Origin of the sequence: Pseudomonas sp. UBA6310 (assembly GCF_002438225.1) — a bacterium.
Lineage (GTDB): Bacteria > Pseudomonadota > Gammaproteobacteria > Pseudomonadales > Pseudomonadaceae > Pseudomonas_O > Pseudomonas_O kuykendallii.
Window position 1 is genome coordinate 1 of record NZ_DJTK01000059.1, and the last position, 18,741, is coordinate 18,741.

General features: G+C 69.1%; 18 protein-coding genes. 11 read left to right on the top strand and 7 right to left on the bottom strand.

The genetic code is table 11. The features are described 5' to 3' along the window. Nucleotides 1-143: 143 nt before the first annotated feature. From B3E91_RS14510 to mapR, 9 genes are all read left to right on the top strand, one after another. On the top strand, nucleotides 144-1,121 hold the full coding sequence (locus tag B3E91_RS14510; protein WP_287030091.1) for a Nit6803 family nitrilase: 978 nt from the start codon (nucleotides 144-146) through the stop codon (nucleotides 1,119-1,121). After that, nucleotides 1,108-2,199 (top strand): MSMEG_0568 family radical SAM protein, encoded by a 1,092-nt coding sequence (locus tag B3E91_RS14515; RefSeq protein ID WP_287030092.1) that lies wholly within the window; start codon nucleotides 1,108-1,110, stop codon nucleotides 2,197-2,199. Before B3E91_RS14510 ends, B3E91_RS14515 begins: the two co-directional genes overlap by 14 nt. Nucleotides 2,200-2,210: 11 nt before the next feature. Next, nucleotides 2,211-2,765, top strand: a complete 555-nt coding sequence (locus B3E91_RS14520) for an MSMEG_0567/Sll0786 family nitrogen starvation N-acetyltransferase (RefSeq protein WP_273229112.1) — start codon at nucleotides 2,211-2,213, stop codon at nucleotides 2,763-2,765. Then, nucleotides 2,758-3,786 (top strand): sll0787 family AIR synthase-like protein, encoded by a 1,029-nt coding sequence (locus B3E91_RS14525; RefSeq protein WP_287030094.1) that lies wholly within the window; start codon nucleotides 2,758-2,760, stop codon nucleotides 3,784-3,786. Before B3E91_RS14520 ends, B3E91_RS14525 begins: the two co-directional genes overlap by 8 nt. Nucleotide 3,787: 1 nt before the next feature. Next, nucleotides 3,788-4,111 carry an MSMEG_0570 family nitrogen starvation response protein gene (locus B3E91_RS14530; protein WP_287030095.1) on the top strand — a complete coding sequence of 108 codons (324 nt, stop codon included), beginning with the start codon at nucleotides 3,788-3,790 and terminating at the stop codon, nucleotides 4,109-4,111. A 183-nt stretch (nucleotides 4,112-4,294) separates the two neighbouring features. Further along, nucleotides 4,295-5,563 carry an MSMEG_0569 family flavin-dependent oxidoreductase gene (locus tag B3E91_RS14535; protein WP_273229109.1) on the top strand — a complete coding sequence of 423 codons (1,269 nt, stop codon included), beginning with the start codon at nucleotides 4,295-4,297 and terminating at the stop codon, nucleotides 5,561-5,563. 24 nt (nucleotides 5,564-5,587) lie between these two features. Further along, nucleotides 5,588-6,058, top strand: coding sequence for a nuclear transport factor 2 family protein (locus B3E91_RS14540; RefSeq protein ID WP_287030098.1), 471 nt, complete (start codon nucleotides 5,588-5,590; stop codon nucleotides 6,056-6,058). Between the two features lie 213 nt (nucleotides 6,059-6,271). Beyond that, nucleotides 6,272-7,684, top strand: coding sequence for a cytochrome c oxidase accessory protein CcoG (ccoG, locus tag B3E91_RS14545; protein WP_273229106.1), 1,413 nt, complete (start codon nucleotides 6,272-6,274; stop codon nucleotides 7,682-7,684). Between the two features lie 103 nt (nucleotides 7,685-7,787). Then, nucleotides 7,788-9,209, top strand: a complete 1,422-nt coding sequence (gene mapR / locus B3E91_RS14550; RefSeq protein WP_287030109.1) for a GntR family transcriptional regulator MpaR — start codon at nucleotides 7,788-7,790, stop codon at nucleotides 9,207-9,209. A 232-nt stretch (nucleotides 9,210-9,441) separates the two neighbouring features. Here the strand turns inward: mapR and B3E91_RS14555 are convergent, their stop codons facing one another. The 5 genes from B3E91_RS14555 to B3E91_RS14575 all read right to left on the bottom strand — a co-directional run bounded on the left by B3E91_RS14555 (nucleotide 9,442) and on the right by B3E91_RS14575 (nucleotide 15,172). Then, nucleotides 9,442-10,044 (bottom strand): LysE family translocator, encoded by a 603-nt coding sequence (locus B3E91_RS14555; protein WP_287030100.1) that lies wholly within the window; start codon nucleotides 10,042-10,044, stop codon nucleotides 9,442-9,444. A gap of 44 nt (nucleotides 10,045-10,088) precedes the next feature. Continuing rightward, nucleotides 10,089-10,928: an AraC family transcriptional regulator gene (locus tag B3E91_RS14560; RefSeq protein WP_090223735.1), complete on the bottom strand. Its 840-nt coding sequence runs from the start codon at nucleotides 10,926-10,928 to the stop codon at nucleotides 10,089-10,091. 93 nt (nucleotides 10,929-11,021) lie between these two features. Beyond that, nucleotides 11,022-12,605, bottom strand: coding sequence for a benzoylformate decarboxylase (gene mdlC / locus B3E91_RS14565; RefSeq protein ID WP_287030101.1), 1,584 nt, complete (start codon nucleotides 12,603-12,605; stop codon nucleotides 11,022-11,024). A 76-nt stretch (nucleotides 12,606-12,681) separates the two neighbouring features. Further along, the gene (locus B3E91_RS14570) at nucleotides 12,682-13,746 is read right to left on the bottom strand and encodes a hypothetical protein (RefSeq protein ID WP_090223739.1); all 1,065 of its coding nucleotides are present in this window, start codon (nucleotides 13,744-13,746) and stop codon (nucleotides 12,682-12,684) included. Nucleotides 13,747-13,831: 85 nt separating this feature from the next. Beyond that, a complete protein-coding gene (locus tag B3E91_RS14575) occupies nucleotides 13,832-15,172 on the bottom strand; it encodes an aspartate aminotransferase family protein (protein WP_287030102.1) in 1,341 nt (446 codons plus the stop codon). Nucleotides 15,173-15,357: 185 nt separating this feature from the next. Here B3E91_RS14575 and B3E91_RS14580 point away from each other — a divergent pair, with 185 nt between their 5' ends. Beyond that, the gene (locus B3E91_RS14580) at nucleotides 15,358-16,269 is read left to right on the top strand and encodes a LysR family transcriptional regulator (RefSeq protein ID WP_287030104.1); all 912 of its coding nucleotides are present in this window, start codon (nucleotides 15,358-15,360) and stop codon (nucleotides 16,267-16,269) included. Nucleotides 16,270-16,281: 12 nt separating this feature from the next. Here the strand turns inward: B3E91_RS14580 and B3E91_RS14585 are convergent, their stop codons facing one another. Next, nucleotides 16,282-17,178 (bottom strand): LysR family transcriptional regulator, encoded by an 897-nt coding sequence (locus B3E91_RS14585; RefSeq protein WP_273229100.1) that lies wholly within the window; start codon nucleotides 17,176-17,178, stop codon nucleotides 16,282-16,284. Between the two features lie 129 nt (nucleotides 17,179-17,307). Here B3E91_RS14585 and B3E91_RS14590 point away from each other — a divergent pair, with 129 nt between their 5' ends. Then, nucleotides 17,308-18,051: an SDR family oxidoreductase gene (locus B3E91_RS14590; protein ID WP_287030106.1), complete on the top strand. Its 744-nt coding sequence runs from the start codon at nucleotides 17,308-17,310 to the stop codon at nucleotides 18,049-18,051. A gap of 60 nt (nucleotides 18,052-18,111) precedes the next feature. On the opposite strand, the gene B3E91_RS14595 is transcribed toward B3E91_RS14590, so the two are convergent. Then, nucleotides 18,112-18,741: aldo/keto reductase (locus B3E91_RS14595; protein ID WP_287030107.1), on the bottom strand; the 630-nt coding region annotated here is incomplete at its 5' end.

Sequence of the window (18,741 nt, forward strand, 5' to 3'; positions counted from 1 at the left end):
CTCTCCCGTTCACGGGAGAGGGGCCGGGGGAGAGGGCCAGGGCCGCGCCGGAGCCACAGGCAAAGCCCCTCTCCCTATCCCTCCTCCAAGAATGGAAGAGCGGACTGTCCAGTGTTCGAGCCACTTCATCAGGAGTTCCGCCCATGCCCACCCTCCGCGCCGCCGCCGTGCAGCTTTCGCCGGTGCTCTACAGCCGCGAAGGCACCGTCGACAAGGTCTGCCGGCAGATCGAGGCCCTCGGCCGGGAAGGCGTGCAGTTCGCCGTGTTCCCGGAAACGGTGGTGCCCTACTACCCCTATTTTTCCTTCGTCCAGCCGCCTTTCGCGATGGGCAAGCAGCACCTGAAACTGCTCGACGAATCGGTGCAGGTGCCCTCCGCCGCGACGCTCGCCATCGGCGAGGCCTGCCGCGCGGCCAACATGGTGGTGTCGATCGGCGTCAACGAGCGCGACGGCGGCACGATCTACAACGCCCAGCTGCTGTTCGACGCCGACGGCACGCTGATCCAGCACCGCCGCAAGATCACCCCGACCTACCATGAGCGCATGGTCTGGGGACAAGGCGACGGCTCCGGGTTGCGCGCGGTGGACAGCGCCGCCGGGCGCATCGGCTCGCTGGCCTGCTGGGAGCACTACAACCCGCTGGCGCGCTATGCCCTGATGGCCGACGGCGAACAGATCCACGCGGCGATGTTTCCCGGCTGCCTGGTCGGCGAGATCTTCGCCGAGCAGATCGAGGTGACCATCCGCCACCACGCGTTGGAATCCGGCTGCTTCGTGGTCAACGCCACCGCCTGGCTGGAGCCGGAACAGCAGCAACGGATCATGGCCGATACCGGCTGCGAGCTGGCGCCGATCTCCGGCGGCTGCTTCACCGCCATCGTCTCGCCGGAAGGCCGCCTGCTCGGCGAGCCGCTGCGCAGTGGCGAAGGCGTGGTGATCGCCGACCTCGACCTGGCGCTGATCGACAAGCGCAAGCGGATGATGGATTCGGTCGGCCACTACAGCCGCCCGGAACTGCTCAGCCTGCTGATCGACCGCACGCCCACCGCGCACCTGCACGAACGTCCGGCGGCGCTGCCGGCCCGTGCGCTCGAGGAGCTCGACCATGCCAGCCTCTGACCTGATCGCCAGCGACCTGCTCAGCGAACTGCAATGCCACGGCGTGCGCTGGCTCGACGGCAACGCCGGGCTGTCGCGCAAGGGCGGCGCCGGGCCGTCGGACCACAAGGCGCTGAGCCTCGGCAGCCACACCGCGATGGTGCCGATGCTCAACCAGGCGTCGCTGGATTCGCCCTACTCGGCGCACCCCAGCGGCGAGCTGGCGCTGATCTTCCGCGACGGCCTGCAGGTCGGCGAAGTGAAGATCCCCGGCGTGCCGAACTTCTATTCGCTCAGCACCGCCGACGGCATCCCCTACTGGAAGATCGCCACCCTGCACAGCCGCGACGTGCTCGCCACCACGGTGCTGCAGCACTGCATCCGCATGAACGAGGCGGCCAGCGCCTGCCAGTTCTGCGCCATCGGCCAGTCGCTGGCCAACGGCAAGACCATCGCTCGCAAGCGCCCGGCGCAGCTCGCCGAGGTGGCGAAGGCGGCGGTCGAGCTGGACGGCGTCAAGCACATGGTGATGACCACCGGCACGCCGCAGACGCCCGATCGCGGCGCGGCGATCCTCTGCGAGTCGGCGGCCGCGGTCAGCGCCGCGGTGGACCTGCCGATCCAGGCGCAGTGCGAGCCGCCGGACGACGACGCCTGGTTCGCCCGCCTCAGGGACAGCGGCGTGGTGTCCCTCGGCATGCACCTGGAGGCGGTCACCGACGCGGTGCGTGCGCGGATCATGCCGGGCAAGGCCGAGGTTCCGTTGAGCCGCTACTTCTCGGCCTTCGAGGCGGCGCTCAAGGTGTTCGGCCACGGCCAGGTGAGCACCTACATCCTCGCCGGGCTGGGCGACTCCGAAGACGAGATCGCTGGCATTTCCGAACGCCTCGCCGCGCTCGGCGTGTACCCCTTCGTGGTGCCCTTCGTGCCCATCGACGGCACGCCGCTGGCGCAGCACCCGAAACCGGACAACGCCATGCTCCAGCGCCTCTACCCGCGCATCGGCGCCAGCCTGCGCCGCCACGGGCTGCACTCCGAGAAGATCAACGCCGGCTGCGCCAAGTGCGGCGCCTGCTCGGCCCTGAAGAAACACGAGTGAGGAGCACGCCGATGAACGCCTTCGCCCTGGTCGACGATCAGTTCGCCCCGTTCCGCGCCGACGACCTGCTGGTCAAGCCGGCCAGCGAGGCCTGGGAGCGCCGCGCCTACTTCGCCCTGCGCCGCGCGGTGTTTTCCGAGGAACAGCAACTGCTCGCCCAGGACCGCGACGCCCACGATTTCCAGGCCATCGCCATCGTCGCCCTGGCGAACAACTGCGCGGTGGCCGACCGGGTGATCGGCGCGGTGCGCATTTACCAGCCCGAGCCGGGCCTCTGGTACGGCGGCCGGCTGTGCGTCGAGCGCGCCTATCGCCGTCACGGGCTGATCGGCACGGCGCTGGTCAACGAGGCGGTGTCGCGCGCCATCGAGCTGGGCTGCACGCGCTTCCTCGCCACCGTGCAACAGGCCAACGAGGCGTACTTCCACGGCCTGCACTGGCAGACCCTGGAACACCTGGAACTGCTAGGCCAGCCGCACGCGCTGATGCAGGCGGACCTCGGCCGCTACCCGTTCATGCCGCGCCAGGTGTCGCTGCTGCCCCTGAAGGCGCGCCGCCATGACTAACGCCCTGCGCCTGCCGATGAGCACGCCGCTCGAAGCGCTGCTCGACACCCTGCGCGACACCCCGGCGATGCGCGCCAAGCTGGCCATCCAACGCCCGGCCCGGCAGCTGGACGCCCCGCTCGCGGCGAGCCGCGACGCGCTCTACGCCCTGCCCGGCGACGACACCGCGGCGATCCGCGTCGGCGACCGTTACCAGTTGCTGGCCATCGAGGGCATGCTGCCGGCCTTCGTCGAGGCGGCGCCCTGGTTCGCCGGCTGGTCGGCGGTGATGGCCAACGTCAGCGACATCACCGCCATGGGTGGGCGCGCCTGCGCGGTGGTCAACGCCTACTGGCATCACGACGCCGACGCCGCCGGCCAGGTGCTCGCCGGCATCCGCGCCGCCTGCGAGGCCTACGGGCTGATCCTCGCCGGCGGCCACACCAGCCAGGCCGGCGGCAACCCGGCGGCGCTGGCGGTGGCGATCACCGGCATCGCGAAGAAGCTGCTCTCGACGCTGCACGTCGCCCCCGGCCAGGTGCTGGCCATGGCGGTCGACCTCGACGGCCGCTGGCATGCCGACGCGCCCTACTGGAAGGCCTTCGAGAACGTCCCCGGCGAACGCCTGCGCGAACAGCTGGAAGTCATCCCGCGGCTGGCCGAGGCCGGCCTGCTGCTGGCCGCCAAGGACATCAGCAACGCCGGCCTGCTGGGCACCCTGCTGATGCTGCTGGAACCCACCGGCTGCGGCGCCGAGCTGGACCTCGACGCCCTGCCGCGCCCGGCCGACGGCGACCTGCCGCGCTGGCTGCAGGCGTTCCCCAGCTACGGCTACCTGCTCAGCCTCGACGAAGCCGCCTTCCCGGAAGTGCAGGCCGCCTTCGCCTTCCACGGCCTGACCTGCGCGCGCATCGGCCGGATCGACGCCAGCGCGCGCCTGGTCGTGCGCCAGGACACCGAGCGCAGCGAATTCTGGAACCTCGCGCAGACGCCCTTCACCGGCTTGCGCTACCCCACCCACACCCCCGCCCAGGAGCACTGACATGCCCGCCGTCAACTTTCGCGTGCGCTGGCCCGATGGCCAGGAAAGCCCCGGTTACTCACCGTCCACGGTGATCTACGAACACCTGCACAGCGGCGTGCCCTACGCCCTGGAGGATTTCCTGCAACGCCTGGAAACCGCGCTGAACGCGGCGTCCGAACGAGTGAAGGAGGTGAAGGGCTTCTACTGCAGCTCGGCGATGGACACCCTCGCCTCGCTCAAGTACCAGGCCGACCGCCATGGCGAAGGCGCCGTGCAGGTGCTGGAGATGAACACCGCCAGCGAAGGCTGCGTGCTCGGCGGCTGGGGCTCGTTCCCCACCTAGCGTTGCCCGCCCCACGCTCGGGGCGAACAGGACCCTGGGTGGATCGGGGCGCATAGCCGACGCTCTTCCATCCACCGTCGCGTCGATCGGTGGATCGATGAAGCGCGATCCACCCTACAGAAGCCATTCCGGGCGAATGCCTCAGCGGCACGCCCGTCGACCGACCCTTTTTCGGAGAACCCCATGAAAAGCGCCCCTCAACCCCAGCACCACAGCGTCATCATCGTCGGCGGCGGCCAGGCCGGTCTTTCCGCAAGCTACTACCTGCAGCAGCAGGGCATCGATCACCTGCTGCTGGAGAAGAACAGCCTGACCCACGCCTGGCGCACGCAGCGCTGGGACGCCTTCTGCCTGGTCACGCCGAACTGGCAGTGCGCACTGCCCGGCTACCCGTACCAGGGCGACGACCCACACGGCTTCATGAAGCGCGAGGAAATCATCGCCTACCTCGACGGCTTCATCGCCTCGGTGAACGCACCGGTGCGCGAGGGCGTCGCGGTGCAGAAGGTCAGCCCGCGGCCGCAGGGCGGCTACAGCGTGCAGACCTCGGCCGGCGAGTTCAGCGCCGACGAGGTGATCATCGCCTCCGGTGGCTATCACACGCCGATCATCCCGCGCCTGGCCGAGCGCCTGCCGCCGAGCATCACCCAGATCCACTCCGAGCAGTACCGCAACCCGGCGCAGTTGCCGGCCGGCAAGGTGCTGGTGGTCGGCTCCGGGCAGTCCGGCGCGCAGATCGCCGAGGATTTGCACCTGGCTGGCCGCGAGGTGTTCCTGGCAGTCGGCGATGCGCCGCGCTGCGCACGCTTCCACCGCGGCCGCGACGTGGTCGACTGGCTGGCGGAGATGGGCTACTACGACATCGGCGTCGACCGCCACCCGTTGCGCGAGGGCGTACGCGACAACACCAACCACTACGTCACCGGCCGCGACGGCGGGCGCGACATCGACCTGCGCCGCTTCGCCCTCGAAGGCATGCAGCTGTTCGGCGTGCTGCGCGAGCTGGACGGCGACACCCTGCGCTTCTCCACCGATCTGGCGGCGAAGCTGGATGCGGCGGACGCGGTGTACAACCGGATCAACGCCAGCATCGACCAGTACATCGCAGAGAACGCCATCGACGCGCCGCCCGGCGAGGTCTACCAGCCGCTCTGGCAACCGGCGGCGGAGCGCGAGACGCTGAACCTGACGGAAGCCGGCATCAGTTGCATCGTCTGGTGCATCGGCTTCGCCCCGGACTTCGCCTACGTCGACGCCGGCGTGTTCAACGGTCGCGGCCATCCGGTCCACGCGCGCGGCGTCAGCGCCCAGCCGGGGCTGTATTTCCTCGGCCTGCCGTGGCTCTACACCTGGGGCTCGGGACGCTTCTCCGGGGTCGCCCGGGATGCCGAGTACCTGGTGGAGCGCATCGCCGAACGGATCGCACCGCGCAGCCGCGTGGTCAATGCATAGCCCCTGTCCGCCCTGGAGCCGACCATGTCCACACAACGCCCGCCGCTGCCACCGTTCACCCGCGAGAGCGCCGTCGAGAAGGTGCGCCTCGCCGAGGACGGCTGGAACAGCCGCGACCCCGAACGCGTCTCGCTGGCCTACAACCTCGACACCCAGTGGCGCAACCGCGCCGAGTTCGTCCATGACCGCTCCGGGGCGAAAGCCTTCCTCGAGCGCAAATGGGCGAAGGAACTGGATTACCGGCTGATCAAGGAGCTGTGGGCCTTCGACGGCAACCGCATCGCCGTGCGCTACGCCTACGAATGGCACGACGACTCAGGCAACTGGTTCCGCTCCTACGGCAACGAGAACTGGGAGTTCGACGCCGACGGGCTGATGACGCGGCGTTTCGCCTGCATCAACGACCTGCCGATCCGCGAGGAGCAGCGCCTGTATCGCTGGCCGCTGGGGCGCCGGCCGGACCAGCATCCCGGCCTGTCCGACCTGGGGCTTTGAGCGCGGGCGCGGCTGCCCACTCCGGCAGCGCGTGTCGTTCGCGGTGATACTGCCGCTCTGGCCCTGCGGACCCTGCGGCCTTTCGCCACGGGGCCTGCAGCCAGGGCACCGGATCATCTGATCTGGTTTTTTTAGATTTAGCTGAGTCTGTTACCGGCACAGTTCGCCGCCGATCATGGTCGGGCCTGATAAAAAGCCTGATGGGGCGACACCATGACCGACCGTATTCCCGCCCGGATCATCGACAGCATCGATCCGAGCCAGCCAATCCGCCTCACCCCCGCGCAAGCCGGCGGGCCGATCCACACCCGCAGTTTCACCGGACTGTTCCGCAACCTGCGCCGCTATGGCGCCGGGGCGCTGTTCCTGCTGTTCTTCGGCACCGCCTGGCTCGACTGGGGCGGCCGCCAGGCCGTGCTCTGGGACCTCTCCGGGCGCAAGTTCTACATCTTCGGCGCGACCTTCTGGCCGCAGGACCTGGTGCTGCTCTCGGCGATCCTGATCATCGCCGCCTTCGGCCTGTTCGCCATCACCGTGTTCGCCGGCCGCGTGTGGTGCGGCTACACCTGCCCGCAAAGCGTCTGGACCTGGGTGTTCATGTGGGCGGAGAAGGTCACCGAGGGTGATCGCGGCCAGCGTCTCAAGCTGGACGCCGCGCCCTGGTCGGCGACCAAGCTGCTGCGGCGTGGCGCCAAGCACGCGCTTTGGCTCGCCATCAGCCTGGCCACCGCGCTGGCATTCGTCGGCTACTTCACGCCGATCCGCGACCTGGTGCGCGAGCTGTTCACCTTGCAACTGGATCTGACCACCGCCTTCTGGGTCGCCTGCTTCGCCACCGCCACCTATCTCAACGCCGGCTGGCTGCGCGAGCAGGTGTGCCTGCACATGTGCCCCTACTCGCGCTTCCAGAGCGTGATGTTCGACGCCGACACCCTGGTGGTGACCTACGACGCCGCCCGTGGCGAGAATCGCGGCCCGCGGCGCAAGGACGTCGACCCGCGCAGCGCCGGGCTGGGCGATTGCATAGACTGCACCATCTGCGTCCAGGTCTGCCCCACCGGCATCGACATCCGTGACGGCCTGCAGCTCGACTGCCTGAGCTGTGGCGCCTGCATCGACGCCTGCGACTCGGTGATGGACAAGATGGGCTATGCCCGCGGCCTGGTGCGCTACAGCTCGGAACGCGCGATGGCGGGCGGCAAGACCCGCCTGCTGCGGCCGCGCCTGATCGGCTACGCGGCGCTGCTGGTGGCGATGATCGGCGCCTTCGTCTGGGCCCTGCAGGTTCGCCCGCTGGTGTCGCTGGACGTGACCAAGGACCGCGGTCTGTACCGCGAGAACAGCCTCGGCCAGATCGAGAACATCTACACCCTGAAGCTGATCAACAAGACCCAGCAGGCGCGCCACTACGTCATCGAACTGGCCGAGGAAGGCGACTTCCACTACAGCGGCCAGCGCGAGGTGCTCCTGCAACCGGGGGAGATCGCCGATCTGCCGGTGAGCGTGGCACTGACCGCGGACACCGCGAACAGCTCGCAGCCACTGACCTTCGCCGTGCAGGACCTCGACGAACCGACGACCCGGATCAGCGCCGCCAGCACCTTCGTCGCGCCGATCAATCGCTGATCGGTGGCGACACCCGCGAGGCCGCCGCTCCGACATCCCCGAAGCACCGACAGGTTGAAGTACAGTGTCCAGCACCAGCCCAGCCGCGATGACCCTGTCCACGATGAAGCGCTACGAGAAGTTCGCCGACGAGATCGCCGAATCGATCCGCAACGGCGTGCTCGCCCCCGGCGAGCGCGTCCCCTCGGTACGTCACGCCAGCCGCACCTACGGGGTCAGCCCGTCCACGGTGTTCCAGGCCTACTACCTGCTGGAGGACCGCGGGCTGATCCAGGCGCGGGCGCGTTCCGGCTACTTCGTCCGCGAGCACGCCAAGCACCCGCTGCACGAGCCGGAATCGCCGGTGGAGCGCGGCCCGCGCCAGGCGCAGACCACCGAGGTGGACGTCAGCGAACTGGTGTTCTCGGTGCTCGGCTCGCTGAAGAACCCGGCCACCGTGCCCTTCGGTTCGGCCTTCCCGAGCCCCTACCTGTTCCCCCTCGCGCGGCTGGCCCGATCGATGGCGCAGAGCGTGCGCGACATGCCCCCGCAAGCGGTGATCGCCGACATGACCGCCGGCAATCCCGACCTGCGCCGGCAGATCGCCCTGCGCTACATGGTCGCCGGCGTGCGTCTGCCAATGGACGAACTGGTGATCACCAACGGCGCGATGGAGGCGCTCAACCTCTGCCTGCAGAGCGTGACCCGTCCCGGTGACCTGGTGGCCATCGAGGCGCCGGCGTTCTACGCCACCCTGCAGGTACTCGAACGGCTGAAGCTCAAGGCGGTGGAGATTCCCGTGCACCCGCGCGAAGGCATCGACCTGGAGAGCCTCGCCGACAGCCTGCAACGCCTGCCGATCAAGGCCTGCTGGTTCATGAGCAGCCTGCAGAACCCGCTCGGTGCGAGCATGAGCGAGGACAAGAAGCGTGCCCTCTACGAACTGCTCCACGGCCATCAGGTGCCGCTGATCGAGGACGACGTCTACGCCGAGCTGTACTACGGCACGCAGCCGCCGAAGCCGGTGAAGAGCTTCGACCGCGACGGCCTGGTGATGCATTGCGGCTCCTTCTCCAAGAGCCTGGCGCCGGGTTACCGGGTCGGCTGGGTGGCCGGAGGGCGCTACGCCGAACAGATCAGCCGGCTCAAGCTGATGACCACCATCTCGCCCTCGGTGCCGGCCCAGGCGGCGATCGCCGATTACCTGCAGCACGGTGGCTACGACCGCCACCTGCGCAAGCTGCGCCATGCTCTGGAGATGCAGCAGGGCGCGATGCTCGCCTCCGCTGCCCGGCATTTCCCTGCGAGCACGCGGGTGACGCGGCCCACCGGCGGCTACTTCCTCTGGTTCGAGTTTCCCGAGCAGGTCGACTCGCTGCAGCTGTTCCAGCTGGCCCTCGCCCAGGGCATCAGCCTGGCGCCGGGGCCGATCTTTTCCGCCACCCGCCGCTTCGGCAACTGCGCACGGCTCAACCACGGTCACCCGTGGGACGCCGGCAGCGAGCGGGCGATGGAAACCCTCGGGCTGATTCTCGCGACCTTCTGAGTGACGCCAGGGCTTCGGCTTCACCAAACGCCTGGCGCAAACCCGCTCCCGTAGGGTGCGCCGCGCGCACCGAGCCGTAGCGCCAAGGCTTCGGCTTAACCGAAGGGAAGGTGCGCATGGCGCACCCTACAGGAGCAGGCCCAGCGACCGCTGTCCGTAGGGTGCGCCGCGCGCACCGAGCCGTAGCGCCAAGGCTTCGGCTTCACCGAGGGGAAGGTGCGCATGGCGCACCCTACAGGAGCAGGCCCAGCCAGGCGGAAACCAGCAGCAACAGCCCCATCGCCTGGTTGAAGCGGCGCAGTGCGGTGGGCGAGCGCAGCAGCCGCGCGCTGCCGACTCCCAGGCAGGCCCAGGCGGCCAGGCAGGGCAGCGAGACGACGAAGAAGATCGCCGCCAGTTGCAGCGTGCGCAGCCCCTGGTCCGGGCCGTGGCCGGCGAACACGCCGAGCACCGCCAGGGCCATCATCCAGGTCTTCGGGTTGACCAGTTGCAGGCTCGCCGCGGCGAACAGGCCGAAGCGCCCCGGCATGGCGCCCGGCGCGCCGAGGTCCGGGGGCGGGCTGCGGAAGATCTTCCAGGCCAGGTAGCTGAGCCAGGCGATGCCCGCCGCGTTCATCGCCAGTTGCACCTGCGGCAGGCGCGCCAGCAGGTCGCCGAACCCGCTGCCCACCAGCAGCACGATGGCCGCCGCGGCGGCGCAGGCGCCGAACACCGCCGGTAGGCTGGCGAGCAGGCCGTGGCGCGCGCCGTTGTTCAACACCAGCAGGTTGGTCGGGCCGGGCGTGATCGAGGCGACCAGTGCAAACAGCACGAAGGGCAAGAAGGACGCGGACATGGGCAGCTCCTGAAGAAGGGCAGCCCAGCATGTCGCGGCTGGATTCAGCGGTCTGGACGATTCGTGCAGCGTGTGCGGTAGTCCGCCGGGGTCAGCGCGTAGGCGCGGCGGAACCAGCGGCCGAGGTGGCTCTGGTCGGCGAAGCCCAGCGTCGCGGCGACCAGCGCCGGCGTCTCGCCCCGCGCCAGCAGGCGGCGCGCGCGGGTCAGGCGCAGCTGGATCAGGTAGGCGTGCGGCGGCAGGCCATAAGCGGCCTTGAAGGCGCGGGTCAGGCGATAGCGGTCGACCCCGGCGATCTGCGCCAGCTGGTCCATGCCCAGGTCCTGCTCCAGGTGCGCGTGCAGGTAATCGCGCGCCCGCTGCGCCGCGCGCGGCAGGCGTGGGTCGCAGGCCGGCATCCGCGTGCGCCAGGTGAGATGGCGGGTCAGGCGCTCCAGCAGAAGGTCCAGCGCCGCCTGGCGGGCGATGCGGATGTCCCGGCCGTGGAGCATGGCGAAGGCGCTGGCGGTGGCGCCGGCCAGCTGCGGGTCCTCGGCGAGAACCTGGGCGAAACTCAGCTGGGCATGTTCCGGCGCCTGCTCGAACAGCCCGCACAACTCGCGCTCCAGCCAGTGCGGGTCGAGGTAGAGCATGCGGTAGGTGAACCCTTCAGCCGTCGGCGCATGGCCGTCATGGATGTCGCCGGGTTCGAGCAGGAACACCTGCCCCGGCGTGCTCGAACGCCGCGCGCCACGGCAATGGAACTGCTGCACGCCCTGCTCGGTGAAACCGACCAGGTAGCTGTCGTGCCAGTGCGGATCGTAGGCATGGCCCTCGAAATGCGCCCGGATGGTCTCGATGCCGGTGTCACCGTCCTGCAGCAGTTCCACCCAATTGTTGTTCATGCCTGCCTCCCGCGTCGCCACTCATTATCGGCAGCGACGCGGTGCCAGGCTATCGCTGCGCGAACCGATGGTCTGGAAGATTTGTGCAGCGTCTCAGCCGAAACGCGTGCTCACCTCGATCAGCATCGGCTCGCCGGCCTCCAGCGCCGCGCGCAACGCATCGCGCAGGCCGGCGGCATCGCTGGCCTTCAGCGCGCGCATGCCATAGCCGGCCGCCAGGGCACAGAAGTCGATGCCCGGCACATCGAGGCCCGGCACCTGTTCGGCGCGCAATTGCCCGGCGAACCAGCGCAGCGCGCCGTAGGTGCCGTTGTTGAGGATCACGAAGATCGCCGGAATCCGGTACTGCACGGCGGTCCACAGTCCGGTGATGGCGTAGTTCGCCGAGCCGTCGCCGATCAGGCCGATCACCTGGCGCTGCGGCAGCGCCAGCTGCGCGCCGATCGCCGCGGCGATGCCGAAGCCTAGCCCGCCCGCGGCGGGGAAGAAGTAGCTGCGCGGGTGGCGCATCGGCAGTCGCTGCCAGAGCGCGGCGGTGGTCGAGGTAGACTCGTTGACGTACACCGCATCGGCCGGCGCCAGCTCGGCGACGATGTCGAAGACCTGCTCCGGCGCCATGCCGCCGGGCGCATCGCCGGTCAACGCCGGCGGCGCGGGCAAGGCCTGCGGGGCGGGCCGCGAACTGGCCGGGAGCAGCGCGAGCAGCGCTTCCAGGCTCAGTTGCGGATCACCGAGGATCGCCTCGCCCATCAGCGGCCGGCTGGCCTCCAGCGGATCGTCGAGGATCGCCACCAGCGCGGCACCGGCCGGCAGGCAGGCGCCGGGATCGAACTGGTGGTAACGGAACACCGGGGCGCCGATCACCAGGATCAGGTCGTGGCCTTCGAGCACCCGGGCGATGCTGGCCATGCCGGCCGGCAGCAGACCGCGGAAGCCCGGATGGGTGGTGGGGAACGGGCAGCGCGGGATCGACGGCGCAGCCCACACCGGCAGCCGCTGGCGGTCCGCCAGCGCCACCGCGGCGGCGTAGGCGCCGGGCGTATCGACCTCAGCGCCGAGAATCAACACCGGATTACGCGCGCCATGCAGGCGCTCGGCGAGTTCGGCGATCAGTGCCGCCGGCGGCTGGGCGCGGCCATGCACGCGGCGCTCGACCAGGTGCGCGGCCTGCTCGGCGGCGGGACGGTCCCAGTCGTCGTAGGGAATCGACAGGTACACCGGGCCGGCCGGCGGCAGCGCGGCGAGGTGGATCGCCTGGGAGAAGGCGCGCGGCACGTCGCCGGCGCTGGCCGGCTCGTAGCTCCACTTGACCAGCGGACGCGGCAGCAACGCCGCGTCGACGTTGGTCAACAGCGGCTCGACGCCGATGCTCTCGCGCACCTGCTGGCCGGCGGTGACCACCAGCGGCGAGTGCGCGCTCAGCGCGTTGGTCAGCGCGCCCATGGCGTTGCCGGTGCCGGCCGCCGCGTGCAGGTTGACCAGCGCCGGCTGGCCGCTGGCCTGCGCGTAACCGTCGGCGATGCCGAGCACCACCGCTTCCTGCAGCGCCAGGATGTAGCGGAAGTCCTCTGGAAAATTCTTCAGGAACGGCAGCTCGTTGGAGCCGGGATTGCCGAACACCGTGGTCAGACCGTGGTGACGGAGCAGGTCGTAGGTGGCGGAATGAACGCTGGGCATGGGGCGAAAACCTGGAAAGCGAAAAAGGCAGCCGGGCCGGCCTTGACCGGCACCGGGCGTTGAGAAAAGGCGTGGATCAGGCCGGCTGTGCCGCCGGTTGCTGGCGACGGTTGCGCACCCAGGCGACGATGATCGCGGCCATCAGCACGAAACCCAGGTAACCCATCGCCGGGTAGACGATGCCGACCAGCTTGACGAAGCCGAACAGGCTGCCGGCGAAGGCCAGCGCCACGCTGACCGCCACCGAGGTCTTGAACGGCAGTCCGTAGGCCTCGGCGCGGGCGGCCAGGGCGTAGGTCAGACCGACCGTGGTGCAGTACAGCTTGACCAGCAGCAGCACCAGCATCACGTCGCCGAACCAGGACGACAGCAGGTTGCTGAGGAACAGCGTGGGAATCGCGCTGCCGGCGACCACGTCGATCTTCGCCATCATCACCACGGTCATCACCATGATCAGCGCGCCGATGCCGACGCCACCGAGAATCCCGCCGATGCCGGCCTTGCGCGTGTCGCCGACGCTGCTGCCGATCACCACCAGCACCGCAGCGGTGCCGGCGATGTTGTAGGAGACGTAGAGCAGCGCGCTGAGCAGCCAGTGGCCGGCCGCCTGCGGCTGGGCCAGGGCGATCGGTTCCAGTTCGCCGAACGGCTTGTCCATGCTGGTCAGCGCGTACACCGCGATGATCGCCACGATGACCATCAGCACCGGAGTGATCAGGCTCATCAGGGTGATGACCTTCTTCAGCCCGAGGCACACGGTGACCACCGTCAGCACGCTGAGGATCGCGCCGCCGATGTAGTGGGACACGCCGAGCTGCTGCTCGAACGAGGAGCCGGCGCCAGCGAGCATCACCACCACGCTGCCGAACAGGAAGAAGGTCAGCATCACGTCGACCACCTTGCCCAGGTGGCGCCCGCAGATGTACTCGATGGCTTCCTTGTGCGAGCCGGTGCGCAGGCGACTGCCGATCTGGTAGAGGTTCATCACCAGGAAGGCCAGCAGTGCGGTGGCGACCACCCCGCCGAGCAGGCCGGCCCAGCCGAAGCTGGTGAAGAACTGCAGGATTTCCTGGCCGGAGGCGAAGCCGACACCGACCATCAGGCCGATGAAGGCCCCGCCGAGTTTGAGACTGGTGTTCATGTGAGTTCCCCGAAAGCGAAAGTGTTGGAGGCAGCACGGCCCGCCGCGAGAGGCCGCGGGCAGCGTTGCGGGCGGTGGCGGCAGATCAGGCGGCGGGCGTGTCCAGCAGGCCTTCGTCGGCGAGCCGGTCGAGCACGCGGTCGAAGGTCTCGACCAGTTGCTCGATGTGGCCCTCGTCGTGCTGGAAGGAGAGGAACACCGATCCCCGCCCGCCGATGTCCACGCCTTCGAGGATCAACGCCATGCGCATGGCGGCGATCATCATCGGCGAGGGTCTGGCGAACTCGCCGCGGGTGATCCGCGACGGATCGCTCTCATGGGGTGACGCGCCGGGCATCAGGTGGAAGCCGGAGAAACGTCCGTAGGCCAGCCAGTCGAGGCCCTTACGCGCGAACAGCGCGTTCATCGATTGCCGGGCGTGCTCGCCGAGCGCATTGATGCGCGCGCAAACATCGCGCTCGACGATCTCGTCGATGGTGGCGATGGCCGCGGCGGCGGTCACCGGGTTGCCGGTGAAGGTGCCCTGGTGCAGCACCTTGTGCGCCGAATCCCGCGCCAGCACCGCCATCACCTCCTCGCGGCCGCCGACCATGCCGCCGGGCAGACCGCCGGCGGCGGCCTTGGCCAGGCAGGTGAGGTCCGGCTTCAGGCCGAGCAGGCCCTGCATGCCATGGTTGCCGACACGGAAGCCGGAAATCACCTCGTCGAGGATGAACAGCGCGCCCTGGCTGCGTGCCAGCTCGGCGCCGGCCTGGAGGAACTCGTCGGAAACCGGGGTGACGCCGAAGTGCGAGCCGACCGGCTCGGCGATCATCGCGGCGATGTCGGCGCCGTGCGCTTCGAAGGCGGCGGCGAGGCCGGCGAAGTCATCCGGGCGGATCAGCAGCGTGTGACTGGCGATCTCCTCCAGCACGCCGGGCGCCGGCTGGCCGTCGAAGTGGCTGTTGTAGCCGGAGGCGGAGAAGTCGTGCCAGCCGTGGTAGTGGGTGGCGATGCGCAGGATCTTGCGGCGCCCGGTGTAGGCCCGCGCCATGCGCAACGCCAGCAGGGTCGCCTCGGTGCCGCTGCCGGCGAAGCGAACCTTCTCGACACCGGGAATCTGCCGGACGATACGTTCGGCCCAACGCACTTCCATCGGGTGGCTGGCGGCGTACTGCACGCCATGGGACAACGCCTCGGCGATCGCTGCGTTGACCTTGGGGTAGCCATGGCCGAGGACCAGCGAGCCGTGGCCGCCGAAGAAATCCAGGTAGGCGTTACCGTCGACATCGGTCTTGTAGGTGCCCTGGGCGTGGCTGATGTACAGGCCATGCGGTTCGAACACGCGGGTGTCGGCGGTCACGCCGTCCGGCATCACGGCACGGGCGCGCTCCGCCCAGCGGGCGGAACCGGCGGTTTTGCGTTTATAGTCATCGAAAATAGACATGCGGACTCCCCAGGCGGACAGCAGGTAAATAAGGTCTAGGGCAGTCGAAACGAAAAGGCGAAGCTTGAATTCCGTGGGGTCTGCGCCCCTTGGTTGATACGAATCTTAGGTAGACCGCGGGCCTCGAACAATGCCCCCAAAAGCGGATTACCGTTGCCATCTGGTCAACGAAAGGAGAACCCCTCGTGGAGCAACAAGGTTTCCAGCGCATCCGCTATCTCGCTGCTGCGCTGCGCCACGGCTCGATGCGCGCCGCCGCCGACAGCCTGGACATCGCGCCCTCGGTGGTCAGCCGGCAGATCGCCCTGCTGGAGAAGGAGCTGGGCCTGACCCTGCTGGAGAAGAACGGGCGCAAGGGAGTGAGCGGCTCGGAGGCGGCGCAGGTGCTGCTGGAATGCCACGAGGAACAGCAGGCCAGCGTCGACCATGCGCTGACCCGCCTGGACAACCTGCGCACGCGCATGGACGACTCGCTGCGGGTGGTCGCCAGCGAGGGCTTCCTGCCGGCGCTGAGCGGTGCGCTGGGCTCGCTGCTGGCGCGCGCGCAGTCGCCGCTGACGCTGGATTTCATGAGCGTGCCGGAGCTGACCCGCGAACTGCTGGAAGAGCGCGCGCACTTCGCCCTGGTGTTCGCGCCGATGACCAATCCGGAACTGGAAGTGATCGCCCACGCGCACCAGCCGCTGCACCTGATCGTTCCCGCCGGACACGAACTGGCGCTGCGCGGCGAGCCGGTGGACTTCCCCACCATCGCCCGCTATCCGCTGGCGCTGACCTCGCCGAGCATCGGCATCCGCCAGCTGGTGCGGCGCGTGGAAACCTACGAGAAGGTCAGCCTGCGCCCGGAGCTGACCACCACCTCGCTGGAGATCATCAAGACCTACGTGCTCTCCGGACGCGGCATCAGCCTGCTGCCGCGGTTCGCCGTCGCCGAGGAAGTGCGCGCCGGGCAGGTCGTCGCGCTGCCGGTGGCGAACGCCACCTTCCTCTCCTCCGAGGCCTGCATCCTGATGCGCCGCGGCCAACGCCTGTCCAGGGCCGGGCGCGAAGTGCTCGAGCACCTGCGCCGTTCGCTGACGATCTTCGAGGCGAGATGAGCGAGTACTACTTCACTCCGGCGCCTGTTCGCGGAACACGCCCGTCAGCCAGTCGACGAACACCCGCACGCGGGGCGACATATGGCGGTTCTGCGGGTAAAGCAGCGAGACCGGCATCGGCGGCGGCGGGAACTGCGGCAGCACCTCGCACATCAGGCCCTGTTCGAGCTGCGCGGCGAAGCGGTAGCGCGGCGCCTGCACCAGGCCGAGGCCGGCGAGCGCCGAGGCGGCGTAGATCTCCACGCCGAACACGGTCAGCGCGCCCTGGATGTCCACCTCGCACACCTCGCCGTCGACGCTGAACTGGAACGGGAAGAAGCGTCCGCTGCACTTCGACACGTAGTTCACCGCGCGGTGTTCGGCGAGGTCTTCCAGGCGCTGCGGCGTGCCATACCGGCTCAGGTAGGCCGGGCTGGCGGCGGTGATCTGCGCCAGGTTCGCCACGCGCCGGCCGATCAGCGAGGAATCGCCCAGAGTGCCGGAGCGCAGCACGCAGTCGACGCCCTCCTCGATCAGGTCGACGAAGCGGTCGGCCTCGCTCAGCGATAGCTCGATCTCCGGGTAGCGGGCGAGGAACTCGGGCAGCGCCGGGACCACGAAATGCCGCGCCAGGGTGCCGTTCAGATCGACGCGCAAGCGCCCCTTGGGCGCCACGCTGCGAAAGGCGTGCTCGGCCTCCTCCAGCTGCGCGAGCAGGTGCACGCAGCGCTCGTGGTAGGCCTCGCCATCCAGCGTCGGCCGCACCCGCCGCGTGCTGCGCTCCAGCAACCGGGTGCCGAGGCGCGCTTCCAGCTGGTTGATCACGTGGGTCAGCGTGGCGCGGGGCATCTGCAGGTCTTCGGCAGCCAGCGTGAAGCTGTTGCGCTCGAAGACCCTCACGAAGACCTTCATGGCCCTGACCTGATCCATTGGAGCAGCCCTCGATTGTTGGCGATCGTTGAATGGTAACGCCAATTCCCGCGTATTTATCCCCAGCAGTGAGCATGTGAACCTGTGGTCCTACGCAAACAGCACACTCGACTTCTCAGGAGATTGCCCATGACCCACCAGACCTCATCACCCGTCGCCATCGTCACCGGCGCCTCCCGCGGCATCGGAGCCGAGATCGCCCGCCGCCTTGCCGCCGATGGCTACGCGGTCGCCGTGAACTACGCCAGCAGCGCCAGCGAGGCGGACCTCGTGGTGGCGCAGATCGTCGCTGACGGCGGCCGCGCCGTCGCGGTCAAGGCCGACGTCGCCAGCGCCGGGGACGTGCGGCGGCTGTTCGAGGAAACCGAGGCCAGCCTCGGCCGCGTCGACGTGCTGGTGAACAACGCCGGCATCCTCAAGACCGCGCCACTGGCCGAACACGACGATGCGTTGTTCGAGCGGACCTTCGCGATCAACACGCGCGGCACCTTCAATACCCTGCGCGAGGCGGCGGCGCGGATGAACGACGGCGGCCGCATCGTCAACTTCTCGAGCACCGCGCTGGCCCTGAAACTGCCGGGCTACGCCATCTACAACGCCAGCAAGGCGGCCGTGGAAGCCTTCACCGCGGTGTTCGCCAAGGAGCTGCGCGGGCGCAACATCCGCGTCAACGCGGTCGCCCCGGGGCCGGTCGCCACCGAGCTGTTCCTTGAGGGCAAGAGCGAGGAACAGATCCAGCAGTTCGCCAAGATGCCTCCGCTGCAGCGCCTCGGCGAGCCGGACGACATCGCCGCGGTGGTCGCCTTCCTCGCCGGCACGCAGTCGGGCTGGATCAATGGGCAAGTCCTGCGCGCCAACGGCGGACTGGCCTGAGTCGCAGCGCTTCGCGTGGGCGGCAGCGCCTCGCCGGGGCGGAACCGCCCTCCCCGGCGGTCAGGCGCCGGTGGCGTTCAGGATCGCCATGTCTTCCCCGTCCAGCGTCAGGCTGACCGCCTTGACCAGGCTGTCCAGCTGGCTGCGCCTGGTCGCGCTGGCGATTGGCGCGGTGACTCCGGGCGTGGCGATGAGCCAGGCCAGGGCGACCTCGGCCGGCGTCGCCCGATGCTTGTCGGCAACCCCGTCGAGCGCGGAAAGAATGCGCTGGCCGCGGGCGTCGAGGTACTTCTCGATGTCCTCGCCGCGCGGGCTCTTGCCGAGGTCGGCCGTGGAGCGGTACTTGCCGGAGAGGAAGCCGGAGGCGAGGCTGTAATAGGTGATGACACCCAGGTTTTCCTCGATCGCCAGGTCGCGCAGGGCACCCTCGTAGCCGCCGCGGTCGTAGAGGTTGTACTCCGGCTGCAGCGTGGCGTAGCGCGGCAGGTCATTCGCCGCGCTGACGTCGAGGGCCTGGCGCAGCTGGCCGGCGTCGTGGTTGGAAGCGCCGATGGCGCGCACCTTGCCCTGCTTGATGAGGCTTTGGTAGACACCGAGGGTTTCCTCCAGCGGCACCTCGGGATCGAACAGGTGCGACTGGTACAGGTCGATGGTTTCCACCTGCAGCCGCCGCAGCGAATCCTCCACCGC